Below are 17,590 nucleotides of genomic sequence, written 5' to 3'. Positions count from 1 at the left end.
ATGAAGAGAAAAAATATATATATACTTCTGTTGCTCACTTCGGTTCTTTTTGCATCGTGTAAGGTAGGTAAGAGCTATGTACGCCCCGAAATGGCGTTGCCCGACAGTCTGGCGCAACAGCAGGACAGTATCAGCATTGCCGATGAGCAGTGGCAGGCGGTTTATACCGATCACACCTTACGCAGTTTGATAGCCCGTGCGCTGGAGTATAACAAGGATATGCTCATAGCTGCGGCCCGTGTAAAGGAAATGGCGGCGCAGAAACGTATCAGTGTAGCCAATCTGCTGCCTCAGTTGAATGGAAAGATAGGGGCGGAACGTGAAGTTGAGAACTATGGCGGTCATAGCCGTGATGTAGGAAACAGCTATGAGGCCAAGGCACTTTTGTCGTGGGAACTTGACCTTTGGGGGAATCTGCGTTGGAAGAAAGTCGCTGCGGTTGCCGACTATCTGCAAAGTGTGGAGGCACAGCGTGCCCTGCGAATGACGATTGTTTCCGAAGTGGCGCAGGCATATTATGAACTGGTGGCGCTTGATACCGAATTGGAGATTGTCCGTCAGACGCAGAAAGCCCGTGAGGAAGGCGTGCGTCTCGCAAGAATCCGTTTTGAGGGCGGACTGACTTCGGAGACTTCCTATCAACAGGCACAGGTGGAGTTGGCGCGTACCGCTACGCTTGTTCCGGATTTGGAACGCAAGATTTCCATAAAGGAGAATGACATCGCCTTTCTTGCCGGGGAGTTTCCTACGCGTATCGAACGTAGCCGTTTTTTACAGGAACTGGATGTACCGGAATCTTTGCCCGTAGGCTTGCCGTCAGATTTATTGGAGCGCCGTCCCGACATTCGTGCTGCAGAACAGCAACTTATAGCGGAACATGCCCGTGTAAAGGTAGCTTATACCAATATGTTTCCCCGTATTTCGCTTACCGGTCAGTTCGGTTTGGAAAGTGATGTCCTGTCCAACTTCCTTCAATCTCCTTATTCATTGCTGAATGGTGCGGTACTGACGCCGCTTTTCAATTGGGGAAAGAATCGGGCCGCGTTAAAAGCGCAGAAGGCTTCCTTTGAAGCCGAAGTACATAGCTATGAGAAGTCGGTGCTGAACGCTTTCAAGGAAGCTAAGAACGCGATAGTGGATTTCAACAAAATAAAGGAAGTGTATCAGTTGCGTCTCAAGTTGGAACGTTCAGCCAAAACGTACGTGGATTTAGCGCAGTTGCAATATATTAACGGTGTCATTAATTATATGGATGTTCTCGATGCCCAACGTGGATACTTTGATGCGCAAATCGGCGTCAGCAATGCCATCCGTGATGAACTGATAGCAGTAGTAAATGTTTATAAGGCGCTGGGCGGAGGCTGGCAGATAGAGGAATAAACCGTAAAGCTGTTTACAATAGAAACCAAGAGTGCTCTTGCTGGTTGCGGGAGTACTCTTGGTTTTTTAACGGGTATGTAAGATTTCGTTTTCAGAAAACACCTGTCATATTATAAATATCCGTAACTTTAACCGCGGGATTTATTCGAACTGATATTAGGTTAAAACACAAAAGAAGTATGATTGATGCTACTCAAAACCTTATTCTGATTAATGGAGAAAATAAGACCTTACAAATAGAAGAAATAGGTCGGGATGACGCGGGTCGCTTTAATGTGAAGTATCGCGGTTCTTCTAAGGTATATAGATATGGCAGTGAGAAAATTGTATGGCTGACGTGCGCAAAACAAATTGACATCGATCATAACCGAATATTCATTCGTCAGCGTAGAGTGTACGATTTAAAAGAAGTATTTTCTTTTGAATATAAGGGTAGTACTTATTGGTATGTAGTTTACACTTCCAATTACTCACAGTATCTCTTGGATGAAGAATTGATAATCAAGACTTCATGTTTGAGTGATGGTAAATCGCAAAGTGTATTTGAATATTTGAAGGCGGTGGCATCTACTAATATTCTCGGTAAAGAGGAAGAAAAAGATAATACCGGATTGCTTTCCAAACTTTATGAAAAGATTGATTTTATTGATGATAGCAGAGCTATCGCTCCATATTTAAATCCAAAGAAAGCATTGAAAAAGGATAAGAGCGGTCGGCTTATATACCCTTTTGGATGCAATGCCAGTCAGAAACGAGCTGTAGTTTGTGCTTTTGAACATCAGATAAGTATCATTCAAGGTCCGCCGGGAACGGGGAAGACACAAACTATCCTCAATATTATAGCTAATATTATACGAAAAGGAAAGACTGTTTTAGTCGTTTCAAACAACAATTCAGCTACGACCAATGTTCTTGAGAAGCTGGATAAGGCAGGACTTGGCTTTATAGTGGCGCCATTGGGCAGGAAAGGAAATAAAGAGGCGTTTATAGGTAATCAGCCTGCTGTACCCGATGAACTTCAAGACTGGGAGTGCAATGTAGAGGAAAAACTCCGGAAAGAGGAAGAGGCGGAGAATCTTTTGAGGAAGCTTGACAGGATTTTTACAGTACAAGAGGGGTTGGCTTTGTCCAAACAAGAGCTTCAGGCTGTAGAGTTAGAGTATAATCATTTCAAACGGAATCAAATATTTGAGTTTACTTCTTTCAATAGTGCTAACTCTCTATCTTCCATGCGTCTTTTAAATTTGTGGCTGCAGTTTCAGGCATATGCAGAGAAGGATGTCATTGCTCCCAAAGAATGGTGGAATAAGTGTTTGGCGGCTCTTCAATGGTGGTGGATGAATTTGATAGGACGATATGTATTAAAACTGAACTCTAAGTTTGATAAGCATGATCTATCTGCTATTATCACGGAACTGCAAACTTTGTATTACCATCGGAAGATTGAGGAATTAAACGAACGGATAACGAACTTGCAAGCCGAATTGAAAACCTATGATGCCAAAACTGAACTGAATAGATTAACAGAAGTATCTATGCAGCTATTCAAAGTATCCTTGTTTAAGAAATACGGCAAGGAAAAGCGTAAGGTATTTTCTTCTGTTAGGGATTTGCGAGTGGATTATCAGAGTGTACTGGAACAATATCCGGTAGTGCTGAGTACTACATTCTCTTCACGTATTTGCTTGTCCGATCAAGCGGAATTCGACTATCTGATTATGGATGAGGCATCGCAAGTTTCTATTGAAACGGGTGCTTTGGCGCTGACATGTGCAAAAAATGTTGTTATCGTGGGAGATACTTTGCAGCTACCTAATGTAGTGACAGGCGAGGATAAAGAAAAGCTTGATGCTATTGTCGCGGAATTCGATATCCCTTCCGGTTATGATTGTGCCGGAAACAGCTTTTTACAGTCGGTATGTACTCTTTTGCCCGATGCCCCGCAAACATTGCTTCGGGAACATTACCGTTGCCATCCTCGTATTATTGACTTTTGTAATCGTAAGTTTTATGGCGGTGGTTTGCTCATTATGACCGAGGATGATGGAAAACCTGATACATTGCGTGCAATCAAGACAGTGCCGGGACATCATGCGCGTAAACACTACAATCAGCGAGAAATTGATGTAATTCGTGATGAAGTGATAGCTCATTTACCCGAACAGACGGATATTGGAATTATCGCTCCTTATAATGTTCAAGTCGATGAATTGTCTCGGCAATTGCCTGAAATAGAATCTGCTACTGTTCATAAGTTTCAAGGACGGGAAAAGGATACTATTATTATGAGTGTGGTGGATGATCAGATAACCGAATTCAGCGATGATCCGAACCTGCTGAATGTTGCCATATCAAGGGCCAAAGAGCGGTTCTGTCTGGTTGTCTCGGGTAACGAACAGCTTTTGAAGGGTAATATCAGTGAATTGTTGTCTTATATTGAATACAATAACTTCACAGTCAGTGAAAGTAGGATACATTCTATTTTTGACTATCTGTATAGTCAATATACCCGTCAACGTTTGGCTTTTATTCAGGCACATCCGAAAATATCTGAGTATGATTCGGAAAATATTACTTTTGCTTTTATACAAACGGTTTTAAAAAAATATCGGGAGTTTCATCATTTGGGAGTATTATGTCATATTCCTTTACGTCATCTCATCAAAGATACTATCCTTTTAAATGAAGATGAACGGACATATGCCGCTAATTATAATACTCACGTGGATTTTCTTATAATTAACCATGTCAGCAAGAAACCAATATTGGTAGTGGAAACGGATGGCTATTCCTATCATAATGAGAAAACACAGCAGTATCAACGAGATATAAAGAAAGATCATATTCTTGCATTATATGAGATTCCTATTTTGCGGCTTTCAACCGTGGGGAGCGGCGAAGAAGAAAAATTGATGAAAGCGCTTCAAGAGATATAAGTGATATTCTCTCTTGTTTTGTTTTAGCGCTCACTTTTAATTATTTCCCTTTTCGGTTTGCATTTCTTGCGGAAAAGAGCGAAATTTGCGACGCTTTTAAACGAAACTTTATTAACACCTTTAAATATTGAAGAGAAATGACTAAAAGTGCATTGCAAATTGCAAGGGCTGCCTATCAGCCCAAACTTCCGAAAGGGCTGAAAGGTACTGTAAAAGCAGTGGCCGGCGCGGCTACTCAGTCGGTTGCCGATCAGGAAGATATCAAAAAATTGTTCCCTAACACTTACGGAATGCCTTTGATTAAGTTCGAAACTACCGATGAGGCTGCTAATTTCCCCGCTATGAATGTGGGCGTTATCCTCTCCGGCGGTCAGGCTCCCGGTGGTCACAATGTGATTTCCGGTATTTTTGACGGTATCAAGAAGTTGAACAAAGACAGTAAACTGTATGGTTTCATCCTCGGCCCCGGTGGTTTGGTAGACCATAATTATATGGAACTGACTGCTGATATCATTGATGAATATCGCAATACCGGTGGTTTTGATATTATCGGTTCAGGTCGTACAAAGTTGGAAAAAGAAGAGCAGTTTGAAAAAGGTTTGGAAATCTTGAAAGAACTGAACATTAAAGCGCTGGTTATCATCGGTGGTGACGACTCTAATACAAATGCCTGCGTATTGGCTGAGTATTATGCTGCCAAGAATTGCGGCGTACAGGTTATCGGCTGTCCGAAAACTATCGACGGTGACTTGAAGAACGAAATGATTGAAACTTCTTTCGGATTCGATACGGCTTGCAAGACGTATTCTGAAGTAATCGGTAACATCCAACGTGACTGTAATTCTGCACGCAAGTACTGGCACTTCATCAAACTGATGGGACGTTCCGCTTCTCATATCGCTTTGGAATGCGCATTGCAGGTACAGCCTAATATCTGTATTATCTCCGAAGAAGTGGAAGCTAAGGATATGTCTTTGGATGATATCGTAACCGGCATCGCTCAGGTAGTGGCTAATCGTGCCGCACAGGGCAATAACTTCGGTACGGTTCTTATCCCCGAAGGTCTGGTTGAGTTCATCCCGGCTATGAAACGTCTTATTGCCGAACTGAATGACTTCTTGGCTGCCAATGCTGAAGAATTCTCTCAAATTAAGAAATCACACCAACGCGATTATATCATCCGCAAACTGTCTCCGGAAAATGCCGCTATCTATGCAAGCCTTCCTGAAGGCGTTGCACGTCAGTTGTCATTAGACCGTGACCCGCATGGAAACGTACAGGTATCGCTCATCGAAACAGAGAAGTTGTTGTCTGAAATGGTAGCCGCTAAATTGGCTCAGTGGAAAGAAGAAGGTAAATATGTAGGTAAATTTGCTGCACAGCACCACTTCTTCGGTTACGAAGGACGTTGCGCCGCTCCGTCTAATTTCGATGCCGATTACTGCTACTCTTTGGGTTACGCGGCATCCGCACTGATTGCTAACGGCAAGACCGGTTATATGTCTTCCGTACGCAACACGACCGCTCCCGCCGAAGATTGGATTGCAGGCGGTGTACCTATCACAATGATGATGAACATGGAACGTCGTCATGGTGAAATGAAGCCTGTTATCCAAAAGGCTCTGGTGAAACTCGATGGCGCTCCTTTCAAGGCGTTCGCTGCTCAGCGTGACCGTTGGGCTGTGGAAACAGACTATGTTTATCCGGGTCCTATCCAGTACTTCGGTCCTACGGAAGTTTGTGACCAGCCTACCAAGACTTTGCAACTGGAACAAGGTAAATAATTGAAGTTCCTTAAGAACCCGATATTGATTTTTTAGGCACGGATTGCGCGGATTTCACGGAGAAAGAATAAAATATAATCCGTGATATCTGTGTAATCCGTGCCTGAATTTTATACAATACGCATATGCCTGCTAAAACCGATACTGTGGCTCGCCACAAACCTGCCTCTCGTCGTAAGCCTGCTTCTCGCGGCATCGCTTCTTCCCGGAAAAAGAAACAGGCGGTATCTCGTACCATGCCTGTATGGGTACGCAATTTGTTGGCTTTTTGTATTATTGCAATATTTTCCGCCGGATTTTATTGGTTCTTTATCCGTCCTTATGCTTATCGTTGGAAACCCTGTTACGGGCTGAAAGGCTATGGAGTATGTATGCCTTGCAATTACGAAGTGCATGGCATTGATATTTCTCACTATCAGGGTATTATAGACTGGGATAAGCTTTTCCATAATAAAGAAGCGAAATTTCCCATACACTTTATCTTTATGAAAGCCACCGAAGGCGGTGATTATGGCGATGAGAACTTTACCGAGAATTTTGGTCAGGCACGGAAACACGGTTTTATCCGGGGGGCTTATCACTATTTTCTGCCTAAGACGGATGCGCATAAGCAGGCTGATTTCTTTATTAGCACCGTACAATTGTCAAAGGGGGATCTTCCGCCTGTTCTTGATGTGGAAACTACGGGAAAGAAGTCACCGCAAGAACTAAAACTTGCCGTTAAAACATGGCTCGACAGGGTAGAGGCGCATTATGGCGTAAAGCCGATTCTTTACACTTCTTACAAATTCAAGAAACGTTACCTCAACGATTCCATATTTAATTCTTATCCTTACTGGATAGCCCACTATTACGTCGATTCTGTAAAATACGAGGGTAAATGGCATTTCTGGCAGCACACCGATGTGGGTGATGTCCCCGGTATTGAAGAAGAAGTCGATTTGAATGTATTTAACGGTACATTAGAAGAATTGCTTGGCATGACTTTGCGATAGTTAACTTCATGGATGCAAGAAGTTAACTTGTTATCGTTTACTAAGTTAACTTCCTTACATCTGCTTAGTTAACATCATGAGGCTTCTGAAGTTAACTTTCCGCTTTCTCCCGTTTACCTGTTTGTTATGATACAAACTTTACCGCAGCCCAACGATTCTTCTCCTTATGATGTACGAAATGCAGTCCGTTACGTTCCGCTTCGGCTTGTATTACAGGGATGTCGTCCACATAAAAACCGCTCATGTATAGTTCCGAACCCGGGTGCATGCAGCTAACATATTGCTTCATGTCGTTCAGCAGGATATTACGGTTGATGTTGGCGATAATTACATCAAAAGGTCCTTTGCCTTTCAGTGCGGAAGCGTCTCCTTGAAAAACGGAAATGCGGTCTACACCGTTTAATTCTATGTTCTCGAGTGAGTTGCGTACGCACCATTCGTCTATGTCGATAGCTGTACAGGGTACGGCGCCGCGCATACGTGCCAGTATGGCGAGAATGGATGTTCCGCATCCCATGTCAAGCAAGGATTTGCCTTGCAGATTGTTGTCCAGCAATTCACCGATAATGAGGCTGGTCGTTTCATGATGGCCTGTACCGAATGCCATTTGCGGGTTAATGACGATATCGTATTCTGCTTGAGGAATGTCGTGGTGAAAGGTGCTGTGAATGACACAGCGGTCGCCAATGATAATGGGTTGGAAGAAATTCTTCTCCCATTCCTCATTCCAGTCTTTGTCTTCCGCTTCCTGATAAGTATATTCCACCTGTGTATCGGGCAGAGGAAAATAGGCAAGAGCTTCTTTGAGGGCATTCTCACTGTATAAATCCTTTTGAATGTAGGCCGCGATGCCGTCAGCTTCCTCTACAAAACTCTCAAAGCCTACTTCACCCAACACTGCCGATAAAACATCGTTGACGACTTCCGTACAAGGAGTGGTATGAAAAGCAAATTCTAAATATTTCATTGGAATATGATTGTTTGTTAAATGCAAAAGGCAGACATAGGAGAGAAACCTATTTCTGCGTATATTTGTTTTGGATACAAAGATAGGTGCATTTAGGGAAATCCCTATAAATCTTTGGGGAAAATCTTCTGTATGGGGTAAATCCCTGCGTTATCTTTGTGACGTGGAAAAGTATGGAATTGTAAACCCGTAAACCAAATGAATATGAAAAAGATTGTTTTTTTATCGCTTTTTGCTTTGTGCCTTCCATGGGCGCTTTCGGCTCAAAGTATAGATGACGACCTTTACTACGTTCCTTCCAAGAAAAAAGAAGAAAAGACGGAGAAGAAAAAAACTCCGGCTGCCGATGCGGTTGTAGTAAAGACGAATGCGCCGACTACGGTTTATGCGTCGCCGGGCAACACGACAATTGTAGTGAAAGACCGTAAAGGGAATATCCGTGATGTAGACGAGTATAATCGCCGCTATGATTCTAAAGACTATGACTTTTCACAAGAGAATGATACGCTTTATGTAGACGAAAAGGAAGATGATGGTCTGGACGGAGAATGGGTAAACGGTTTTGACGGTTCGGAAGATGATTATGAATATGCTACGCGTATTATCCGTTTCCGCAATCCTCGTTATGCCATCAGTATCGGCAGTCCGCTTTATTGGGATGTGGTCTATGGCCTGAACTCATGGGACTGGAACGTATATACGGATGGATTGTATGCGTATGCATTCCCGACGTTTACCAACCGCCTGTGGTGGGATTGGCGCTATAACTCTTACGGTTGGGGTGGTTATCCCTATTATGGCTGGGGTTGGAACAGTTGGTATGGTCCAAGCTGGGGCTTTGGCTGGAGTGTAGGATGGGGCGGCTGGTATGGCGGCGGTTGGTGGGGACATCACCACCATTATCATCCCGGATATTATCCCGGTGGCGGACACTGGGGTGGGGGGTATTACCCGCGCAATACGTATACCTACCGTCGTTCTTCGGGAACAAGCAGTTATAGAAATCCTTCTTCCTCTTCTGCGGTCCGCAGGTCGGGTTCGAGCGTGACTCGTGGCGGTTCAAGCTCTACTGTCCGTTCTTCGGGTACTTCGTCTTACAGACGGAATGCGCAAAGCGGCGCAACGACAACAAGGCGTGTGGTAGGTACGCGTTCATCCGGGACACGTAGCGGAGTAACTACACGTACGGATGCCTCTTCTACAAGACGTAGCGCATATACCCGCCCAAGCAGTACACGTGTGGGTTCCTCTGCTTCTACAGGCGTATCTCGCGGCAGCAGTGTAAATTCTACCGGAGTAAGGCGTTCAAGCAACGGAAGTTCTTCCACTTATAATCGTGGCAGTTCCACATCGGCGCCCCGTAACTATTCTACGGGAAGCAGCAGTCGTCGTTCTTATACGCCCGTACAAAACAATTCTTCAACCCGGAGTTTTTCTTCGGGTAGCAGTAGCGGTTCACGCAGCTATTCCAGCGGCAGTAGCGGTGGCGGTTCCACTCGTTCGTCCGGTGGCGGAGGTGGCGGTTCTTCAAGAAGAAGATAGGTATAGTATTAATAGAAAAAGATTAAAAGGATATGAAGAAGATAATAACTTTGGCTGCTTGGGGGCTGTTGGCTGCAGCAGTCCCGGTGAGTGCGCAGACTGTGTACGATGCTGCTAAGATAGCGAATAAGGATTTGAATGGAACGGCGCGTTTTGTTGGTATGGGTGGTGCCATGGGAGCGTTGGGCGGTGATATTTCCACTATCGGGACAAACCCTGCGGGTATAGGCATTTACCGTAGTAATGATGCGATGATGTCATTCAGTTTTTCTTCTTATGGTACGGAAAGTAACTATATGGGAAGTAAAATAAATTCAGATAAAACAAGGGCTTCCTTTGATAATGCGGGCTTTGTACTCTCTTCAAAGATAGGTAATGCCACAGCCTTGCGTTATGTGAATTTCGGTTTTAATTACCATAAGGCTAAATCTTTTTATAAGAATATGTCAATGGGCGGTAACTTGGGAGCATACTCCCAAACCTTCCAAATGGCAGAACAAGCCAGAGGTATCGAAAGCTGGGGAAGTCATCCTTATAATGACGATAATGTAGGTTGGCTGTCCATTTTGGGCTATGACAGTTGGCTGATTTCTAATCTGACAACAGATAATACGGGTATGCCATATAAAGATGAAGATGGAAATCAGATAAAGAACAGCGACGGTACGCCGCTTTATGAGATGCCCGGTTTTTATTATGGGATGTATGAGAATGGCGATGCCACTTTCCGTTCGGAAGAACGTGGCGGTATCGAACAATACGATTTTAATGTTTCCTTTAATATAAACGACCGTGTATATCTGGGTTTGACTATCGGAGCTTATGCCATAGATTATAATAAATATACTTTCTATGATGAGAATTATACGGGAGATTACGCCGGTCAGGGATATAATCTGACTTCCTGGAATAGAATACAGGGTTCGGGATTCGATTTTAAATTCGGAGCCATTGTCCGCCCGTTCGAATATTCTCCGTTACGTATAGGTTTGGCTGTTCATACTCCTACTTTCTATAGCTTGGATTATAAGACAAGCGCTTTGGTACAGGCGGACGTACGTAATGAGGTAAGTGGAAATATCGAGCAGTATGATATTTATACTCCTGATATGATTAACGGTGATATGATTCGCCAATTCCGTCTTCAAACTCCGTGGACATACAATGTCAGTTTGGGATATACGATAGGCAATAGTTGGGCGTTGGGTGCGGAATATGAATACGAGGACTACTCGTCAATGAAGTTTAAGAATCCGGATGACGGTTTTTCCGATCTTTTCGAATACGAAAACAGTACCACGCCCATGATGAAAGGTGTAAGTACGATTCGCTTAGGCGCGGAGTATAAGGTGATTCCTCAATTTGCTTTGCGTGCGGGATATAATTATAGCACTGCCATTTTTAATAATGATGCTTATAAAGACCTGCCCTTAAATTCCATTCAGACCGATACGGATTTTGCCAATACAAAGGCGTTGAGCAACTATACTTTGGGTATAGGTTACCGTGGTTCTATGTTCTATGCGGATTTGGCATATAAGTTCTCTTCTTATAAAGAGAATTTCTATCCGTTCGTGGAAATGGAGCGCGAAGTGGAAAACGGAGTGGAGTATAGAGTACTTCAGGGTACTCCCGCTGTAACGAAAGTAAAGAACACCCGTAGTCAAGTATTGTTGACACTGGGCTTGCGTTTCTAAAAAAAACATTGTTTTTCAGAGCAAAATAACCTTTCATTGCAATACCTTAGGGTATGAAGAAATCCCCGCTATGATTCCGTAGCGGGGATTTCTGTGCATAAAAAAGGACTTGCAGATTCTGCAAGTCCTTTCCCATATATCTGTATTTCGGATTATTTCTTGAAATAGCGGTTGTACAGGCCTTCGAAACCTTTACCGTGACGAGCTTCGTCCTTAGCCATTTCATGAACAGTATCATGGATAGCATCCAGATTCAATGCTTTAGCGCGGGTAGCGATGCGTTTCTTGTCTTCGCAAGCGCCTGATTCGGCGTTCATTCTCTTTTCGAGGTTGGTTTTAGTATCCCATACGCAGTCGCCCAGCAATTCAGCAAACTTAGAAGCGTGTTCTGCTTCTTCCCATGCGTAACGCTTGAAAGCTTCAGCTACTTCGGGATAACCTTCACGGTCTGCCTGACGGCTCATAGCAAGATACATACCTACTTCGGTACATTCACCCATGAAGTGGTTGTTCAAATCCTTAATCATTTCATCGTCACATCCTTTGGCTACGCCGATAACGTGCTCGTCGGCAAAAACCAACGGACCGCCTTCCTGCGCTTCTTCTACTTCAACGAATTTGCTTGCAGGAGCTTTACACAAAGGACATTTCTCAGGAGCTGCGTCTCCTTCATATACGTAACCGCAGACAGTACATCTAAACTTTTTCATTTTACTTCAGATTTTAATTAGTTGAATTAGTTATTCGTTATTTTGGTTAATTGTTCGTTTTCTAAACAGCTTTTGCAAATACCTTTATAATAATAATGGATTTCTTGCACTTCATGCCCGCCCATATCCATGTCCTCTACCTGTCTGATGTTGGCGTTGCATTCCAAATCATATATTTTTCCGCAATGCTTGCACAAAAAATGGGCGTGAGGAGTGGTATCCGCATCATAGCAGGTATTTCGTTCGTCAATTGTCAATGTCTGTGCAGCACCTTGTTCGCTGAGTAACTTTAAAGTGTTGTAAACAGTTGTTTTAGACAATGTAGGAATGGAAGGGGAAAGCGCCGTATAAATCTCGTCCACCGTGGGATGCGTACAATGCTCCATCAGATAGTTCATAATGGCTATGCGCTGTACTGACGGTTTGATATTATGATTTTGCAATCGCTTTATTACATCCATATCATCTGTAATTCAAACTTGTAACAATTACATTTTTAATTCTCTTGCAAAGATAGGTACTTCTTTGATTTATCCAAAAGAAATTAGAGATTTTTTTTATACAGAATTGTAACAGTGTAAAGCGAAAAAGCTGATTATTTTGTGTTTATTGATAAATTGCCGTATTTTTGTGCCCTAATATTAATTGGATTCTTATGAATTACGGATATGTCAAAGTAGCGGCGGCTGTACCCCGTGTCAAGGTAGCGGACTGTAAGTTCAATGCCGGACAAATTGAAAAAGAGATAATCATTGCCGATGGGAAAGGAGTGCAGATAATAGCCTTTCCGGAGTTGTGCATTACCGGATATACATGTGCTGACCTTTTTGCTCAGCAACTTCTGCTTGAAGAGGCCGAAATGGGGCTGATACAAATCTTGAACAATACACGTCAGATGGATATAATATCCATTCTCGGTATGCCTGTACCCTTGAACGGTGTGCTGCTGAATACTGCGGTAGTTATACAGAAAGGCAAGATATTGGGAATCGTTCCTAAAACCTATCTTCCTAATTATAAGGAATTTTACGAGAAGCGTTGGTTTACTTCCGCGCGTGAGGTATCGGAAACCACCGCCCGTCTGTGCGGACAAGTAGTTCCCATGGGGCGAAATCTGCTTTTTGAGACGGCGGATACCACTTTCGGTATTGAGATTTGTGAAGACTTATGGGCTCCCATTCCGCCGAGTTCTTCTCTGTCATTACAGGGGGCGGAAATCCTTTTCAATCTGTCGGCGGATAATGAGGGAATAGGCAAGCACGCTTATCTCCGTTCGCTTATCAGCCAGCAGTCAGCTCGTTGTATTGCGGGATATGTGTTCAGTTCGTGCGGTTTTGGAGAGTCTACTACGGATGTGGTTTTTGCAGGCAACGGATTGATTTATGAGAACGGTACGTTGCTGGCAAGCAGCGAACGCTTCTCTTTTGGAGAGCAGGTGGTTATCAGTGAGATTGATGTGGAGCATATACGTACGGAACGCAGGGTAAATACTACATTTACAGCTTGTCACGCTAATTGCGCGCCGGAAGTGCCGGTACGTATCTCTACGGAATATGTTAATTCCGGAGATTTGAATCTGACACGTACTTTTGACCCTCATCCGTTTGTTCCTCAAGGCCCTGCTTTGAATGAACGTTGTGAGGAGATATTCTCTATACAAGTGTCAGGATTGGCGCAGCGGTTGGTGCATACCAATGCCAAGAGTGCAGTGGTAGGTATATCCGGCGGTTTGGACTCTACGCTGGCATTGTTGGTTTGCGTGAAAACTTTTGATAAGCTGGGCTGGGATCGTAAAGGGATTATCGGCGTGACTATGCCGGGATTCGGCACGACCGACCGTACGCATACCAATGCCGTCGACCTGATGACATCGTTGGGTGTTACCATGCGCGAAGTCAGTATAAAGGATGCCTGTATACAGCATTTTAAAGATATAGACCATGATATAAACGTACATGATGTGGTGTATGAAAATTCGCAGGCGCGTGAACGTACGCAGATATTGATGGATATAGCCAACCAGACTTGGGGAATGGTGATCGGTACGGGTGACCTTTCGGAGCTCGCTTTGGGATGGGCTACATACAATGGCGACCACATGTCTATGTACGGCGTTAACGGAAGTATTCCCAAAACATTGGTAAAACACTTGGTGAAGTGGGTGGCCGAGAATGATATGGACGAGACATCCCGGGCTACACTACTGGATATTGTAGATACTCCTATCAGCCCGGAATTGATACCGGCAGACGAAAATGGCAATATCAGGCAGATAACGGAAGACTTGGTAGGTCCGTATGAACTGCACGATTTTTTCCTTTATTATTTCCTTCGTTGCGGTTTCCGTCCTTCCAAGATTTTCTTCCTTGCCGCACGTACGTTTAAGGACGTTTATGATGAAGAAACCATAAAGAAATGGTTGCAGACTTTCTGCCGCCGCTTCTTTAACCAGCAGTTCAAACGTTCCTGTTTGCCGGACGGCCCTAAAGTGGGAAGTATTTCCATCAGTCCGCGCGGCGATTGGAGAATGCCGAGCGATGCATCTTCGGAGATATGGCTGAGGGAGATTGAAGCATTGAACGGTTGAAAACCGTGATAATGGATAGGACGCGTAAAGTGTATATATAGAGCGGTTACGCTTAATAATCGGCTTGCCGCTCTTTAGTAGTATCTCTTGTAGATTGTCTCGTACTCTTTTCCTTTCTTAAACTTCTCCAACCAAGTATTCAGGCTATCCAAAAGTGCCGGAGATTGTTTGCTTACGCCCCACGAGTAGAACTGGGTAAAGCTGATGGCAGTGTTTATATCTATTTGCGGCAGGCTGTCGGCGGCGGCACGGGCGATGCTTTCGTCGCATACTGCGTAATCAATGTCACCATGCGCAACGAGTGCGATAAGTTGTTCGGAACCATATTTCTCTATTTCCTTTATATAGATGGTGTCGCCGATTTCGTTTCCTAAGTTACGGATGCGCAGGATGGAAGGAGAACCTTTTACTACGTTCAGCGTCTTTCCCGCTAAATCCAGCTGACTTTTGATAAATAGGGAGTCATCGGGAGAGGCTGTTTTTCGCTGCACCAATACCTGCCTGTTCAGGACTATCGGAGAGGTAAGGAGCAAGGAGTCCTTTAATTCGCTGGTTACCAAGATGCCATAGGCTATGACATCAAACTTACCGTCTGCCAAACCTTCCAGACGTTCATTAAAACTCATTTCGGGAGTAATGGCGACCTTCAAACCGTGGTCGCGGGCAAAAGCCTCTATCAATTCATAATGAAATCCGGACAGAGTGTCTCCGTCCACATAAAAACTGATGGAATTATATTCCGTAGCCGCGCGGAGAGTACCGTCCGCTACTATTTCGGCATAATCACGCGGATGTCCTTTACGGATTTCTTTCTTGGGCAGCAGGAATGTGGCGACAAGTGCAGCTACTGCTCCCAAAATGATATACTTCAATAGTTTGGTCTTTTTCATATAAAAGAACGGTATTAGTCATAGAAATTCCATGAAACGCCAATCTTGAACAAGCGAGGGTTGATAGGGTAGTGCGGTACCAGGAAGTAATTGCCTTTACCCATTCCTGCATTGACGTGGTACATCATGGCAAAGATACGCGTCCGTTTCAGATGCAGATTGGCGTATACGTTTACAATCGGATAACCGCCAATCTCCACCTGGTCGTCTGCCGCCTGAAGATGGAACTGCTGGATGGCGGGAGTATAGGCGGGCGCATTATATTTAGTGAAATACCGAACGTCCGCTCCAAGCTGTACGGTTAGTACTTTCTTGGCTATTTTGGCAAGCAGATACAGATTATGATATAAGGAGAGTTGCGGCAGAGGCAGTACCGTTTCATTGCTCGATTTCTGCCAGGTCACTTCATTATCCAGGTGCAGGATGCCTAAACGAAAATCTTGTTTCAGAGTGGCGGAGAGTACCTGTATGTTACCGCTTTCTTGTGCAGGCATCGCGCTTTGGTTGAAATAAGTGTAGTTCTTTATATTTTCTACGCCGGCACGCAGGTTCGTTTTCCAGCGGTCTATATTCAATTCGCCTTCCACACGCGTACGGAACTCCTTATTCATATTCTCATTGTCCCAATAATAATGGTTGGAATGGTAATGACGCATATAGAAAGAGGGCAGCGTATTGCTTACATAACCTCTTGCATAGAAATTCACGGTATCTTTCCAAAAGCGGAAATTCAAATCGAGGTCGGCATTGACACGGAATTGTCCGAGCGCCTTGTCCATAATGCCTATTTCACCGTTTACGTTGTAGTGCAACGTTTTGCCCTGACGTTTGGCAAGTTCACCGCCTACGAATATCTCCTGTTCGTCAAAACGGGTGCGCGACAATGTATCCATTAATTCATAACGGCTGAATTTATGTGATATGTAGGCTGTCAGTCCGGCTTTGGCATATTTGTTGAAACCTTCGAGCAAGGCGAGGCCGAATACGTTCTTTACACTAAAAGCCGTAGTTGAGTCCCGGCTGGCCACTTCATCGAAATAAGCATTGGGATATTGTCCTTCCGTTTCTTTGGCGGATGAGAACTTGTGGCGCGCCCGTTCTACCTTTATGGTATGTATGAAACTGGTGACGGGAACGAACTCTTCGGTTATAATCGTATCCTTGGGCAGAGGTATGCTATCGTTGGCCGCCGCTATACCGGGAGTTTTGGCATCTTCTACGGTTGTTGTCTCACGTGTAAAACCAAGCCGGTAACGGTGTGTCAGATATACATAGAAATCTTTGTTTTTATTTGCCGTCTGTTCCAAATTAACGGGGATGGTGGTAGACTCGTATTCTTTCTTGCCTTCCGCCATATCTTCCGGACGTGTGATGTAACGGTCGTCCTGAATACCACCGTTTTCGTTCATTTTCATAATGAAGTTGTTGTACACCGCCTGCATCTGGTATTTATTGCCGATATAGCTGGCAAATATTCCGGCATTGAAGTTTGATGTGGACTGATTCTGGTAGTATCCCCGTCCGTACAGGTAGTCGATGTTGAAGCCGAAAGCCAGGCGTTTGTTGGCATTTACCGAGAAATAAGATTTGAAACGTTCTTCACCGTTGACTTTGTTTCCCGCTTTATAATAAGTAAGGTTGGTGAAAGGTACGTTACTATTGGTGAATTTTACTTCATCGGGACGGACAAAGAAGCTGGAAAAAGGTTCCATGAAGATGGTCGGCTCATTATCTCTGCGTTCGAAGAAGATACGTGAAAGGCGGGGAGAGCCCAGGTTACCCAAATAATTGTAATGTCCGTACATGCCTTCCACCAGGTTGGTGTTTTGGAAATTCAGATTGGCGGTATCGGCGGGAATAATGGTACGGTCACCCAGGGTCTCACTCAGACGCCACATATAAAGTTTGGGCGGAATACTTTGGATTTCCGTATTGGTGCTGTCTTCCAAGTTATCCGGCAGCGTGTTGGGGTCTACCTGATTGCCGAACTGGTCGCGTCCCGTTGTAGGATCCATACGGTTGAAAGGAGTCGTCTGCGCCACGGCGCCCAAGATACCTATAATAGATAGAAATATATATGTCAGTACGATTCGTCTCATAAT

Annotated in this window: 12 protein-coding genes; 7 read left to right on the top strand and 5 right to left on the bottom strand. The window is 44.2% G+C overall.

The annotated features are described in order from the left end of the window. The 4 genes from I2F54_RS06565 to I2F54_RS06550 all read left to right on the top strand — a co-directional run bounded on the left by I2F54_RS06565 (position 1) and on the right by I2F54_RS06550 (position 7,095). Complete coding sequence (locus tag I2F54_RS06565) at positions 1-1,380, top strand: efflux transporter outer membrane subunit (RefSeq protein ID WP_195500794.1); 1,380 nt, start codon at positions 1-3, stop codon at positions 1,378-1,380. A 179-nt stretch (positions 1,381-1,559) separates the two neighbouring features. After that, complete coding sequence (locus I2F54_RS06560) at positions 1,560-4,316, top strand: AAA domain-containing protein (protein ID WP_195500793.1); 2,757 nt, start codon at positions 1,560-1,562, stop codon at positions 4,314-4,316. Between the two features lie 137 nt (positions 4,317-4,453). Next, a complete protein-coding gene (locus I2F54_RS06555) occupies positions 4,454-6,100 on the top strand; it encodes a diphosphate--fructose-6-phosphate 1-phosphotransferase (RefSeq protein ID WP_009120576.1) in 1,647 nt (548 codons plus the stop codon). Positions 6,101-6,225: 125 nt separating this feature from the next. Beyond that, positions 6,226-7,095 (top strand): glycoside hydrolase family 25 protein, encoded by an 870-nt coding sequence (locus I2F54_RS06550; RefSeq protein ID WP_129618869.1) that lies wholly within the window; start codon positions 6,226-6,228, stop codon positions 7,093-7,095. A gap of 124 nt (positions 7,096-7,219) precedes the next feature. Here I2F54_RS06550 and prmA read toward each other — a convergent pair whose 3' ends face one another. After that, complete coding sequence (prmA, locus tag I2F54_RS06545; RefSeq protein WP_195500792.1) at positions 7,220-8,062, bottom strand: 50S ribosomal protein L11 methyltransferase; 843 nt, start codon at positions 8,060-8,062, stop codon at positions 7,220-7,222. A gap of 204 nt (positions 8,063-8,266) precedes the next feature. On the opposite strand from prmA, the gene I2F54_RS06540 reads away from it, so the two are divergent. Together I2F54_RS06540 and I2F54_RS06535 are read left to right on the top strand one after the other, a co-directional pair. Next, positions 8,267-9,604: a hypothetical protein gene (locus tag I2F54_RS06540; RefSeq protein ID WP_195500791.1), complete on the top strand. Its 1,338-nt coding sequence runs from the start codon at positions 8,267-8,269 to the stop codon at positions 9,602-9,604. Between the two features lie 32 nt (positions 9,605-9,636). After that, entirely contained in the window at positions 9,637-11,301 is a 1,665-nt protein-coding gene (locus tag I2F54_RS06535) for an OmpP1/FadL family transporter (RefSeq protein ID WP_009120581.1), read from the top strand. 152 nt (positions 11,302-11,453) lie between these two features. On the opposite strand, the gene I2F54_RS06530 is transcribed toward I2F54_RS06535, so the two are convergent. After that, complete coding sequence (locus tag I2F54_RS06530; protein ID WP_009120582.1) at positions 11,454-12,011, bottom strand: NADH peroxidase; 558 nt, start codon at positions 12,009-12,011, stop codon at positions 11,454-11,456. 26 nt (positions 12,012-12,037) lie between these two features. After that, complete coding sequence (locus I2F54_RS06525) at positions 12,038-12,472, bottom strand: Fur family transcriptional regulator (RefSeq protein WP_195500790.1); 435 nt, start codon at positions 12,470-12,472, stop codon at positions 12,038-12,040. A 194-nt stretch (positions 12,473-12,666) separates the two neighbouring features. Between I2F54_RS06525 and I2F54_RS06520 the strand changes: the two genes are divergently transcribed. Then, entirely contained in the window at positions 12,667-14,598 is a 1,932-nt protein-coding gene (locus I2F54_RS06520; protein WP_195500789.1) for an NAD(+) synthase, read from the top strand. Between the two features lie 74 nt (positions 14,599-14,672). Here the strand turns inward: I2F54_RS06520 and I2F54_RS06515 are convergent, their stop codons facing one another. After that, complete coding sequence (locus tag I2F54_RS06515; protein WP_129618867.1) at positions 14,673-15,488, bottom strand: transporter substrate-binding domain-containing protein; 816 nt, start codon at positions 15,486-15,488, stop codon at positions 14,673-14,675. A gap of 14 nt (positions 15,489-15,502) precedes the next feature. Beyond that, positions 15,503-17,587, bottom strand: coding sequence for a putative porin (locus I2F54_RS06510; protein WP_195500788.1), 2,085 nt, complete (start codon positions 17,585-17,587; stop codon positions 15,503-15,505). Positions 17,588-17,590 lie beyond the last annotated feature (3 nt).

The sequence above is a fragment of the Bacteroides clarus genome, assembly GCF_015555825.1.
Taxonomy (GTDB): Bacteria; Bacteroidota; Bacteroidia; order Bacteroidales; family Bacteroidaceae; genus Bacteroides; species Bacteroides clarus.
This window is presented reverse-complemented; position numbering and strand designations above follow the sequence as displayed.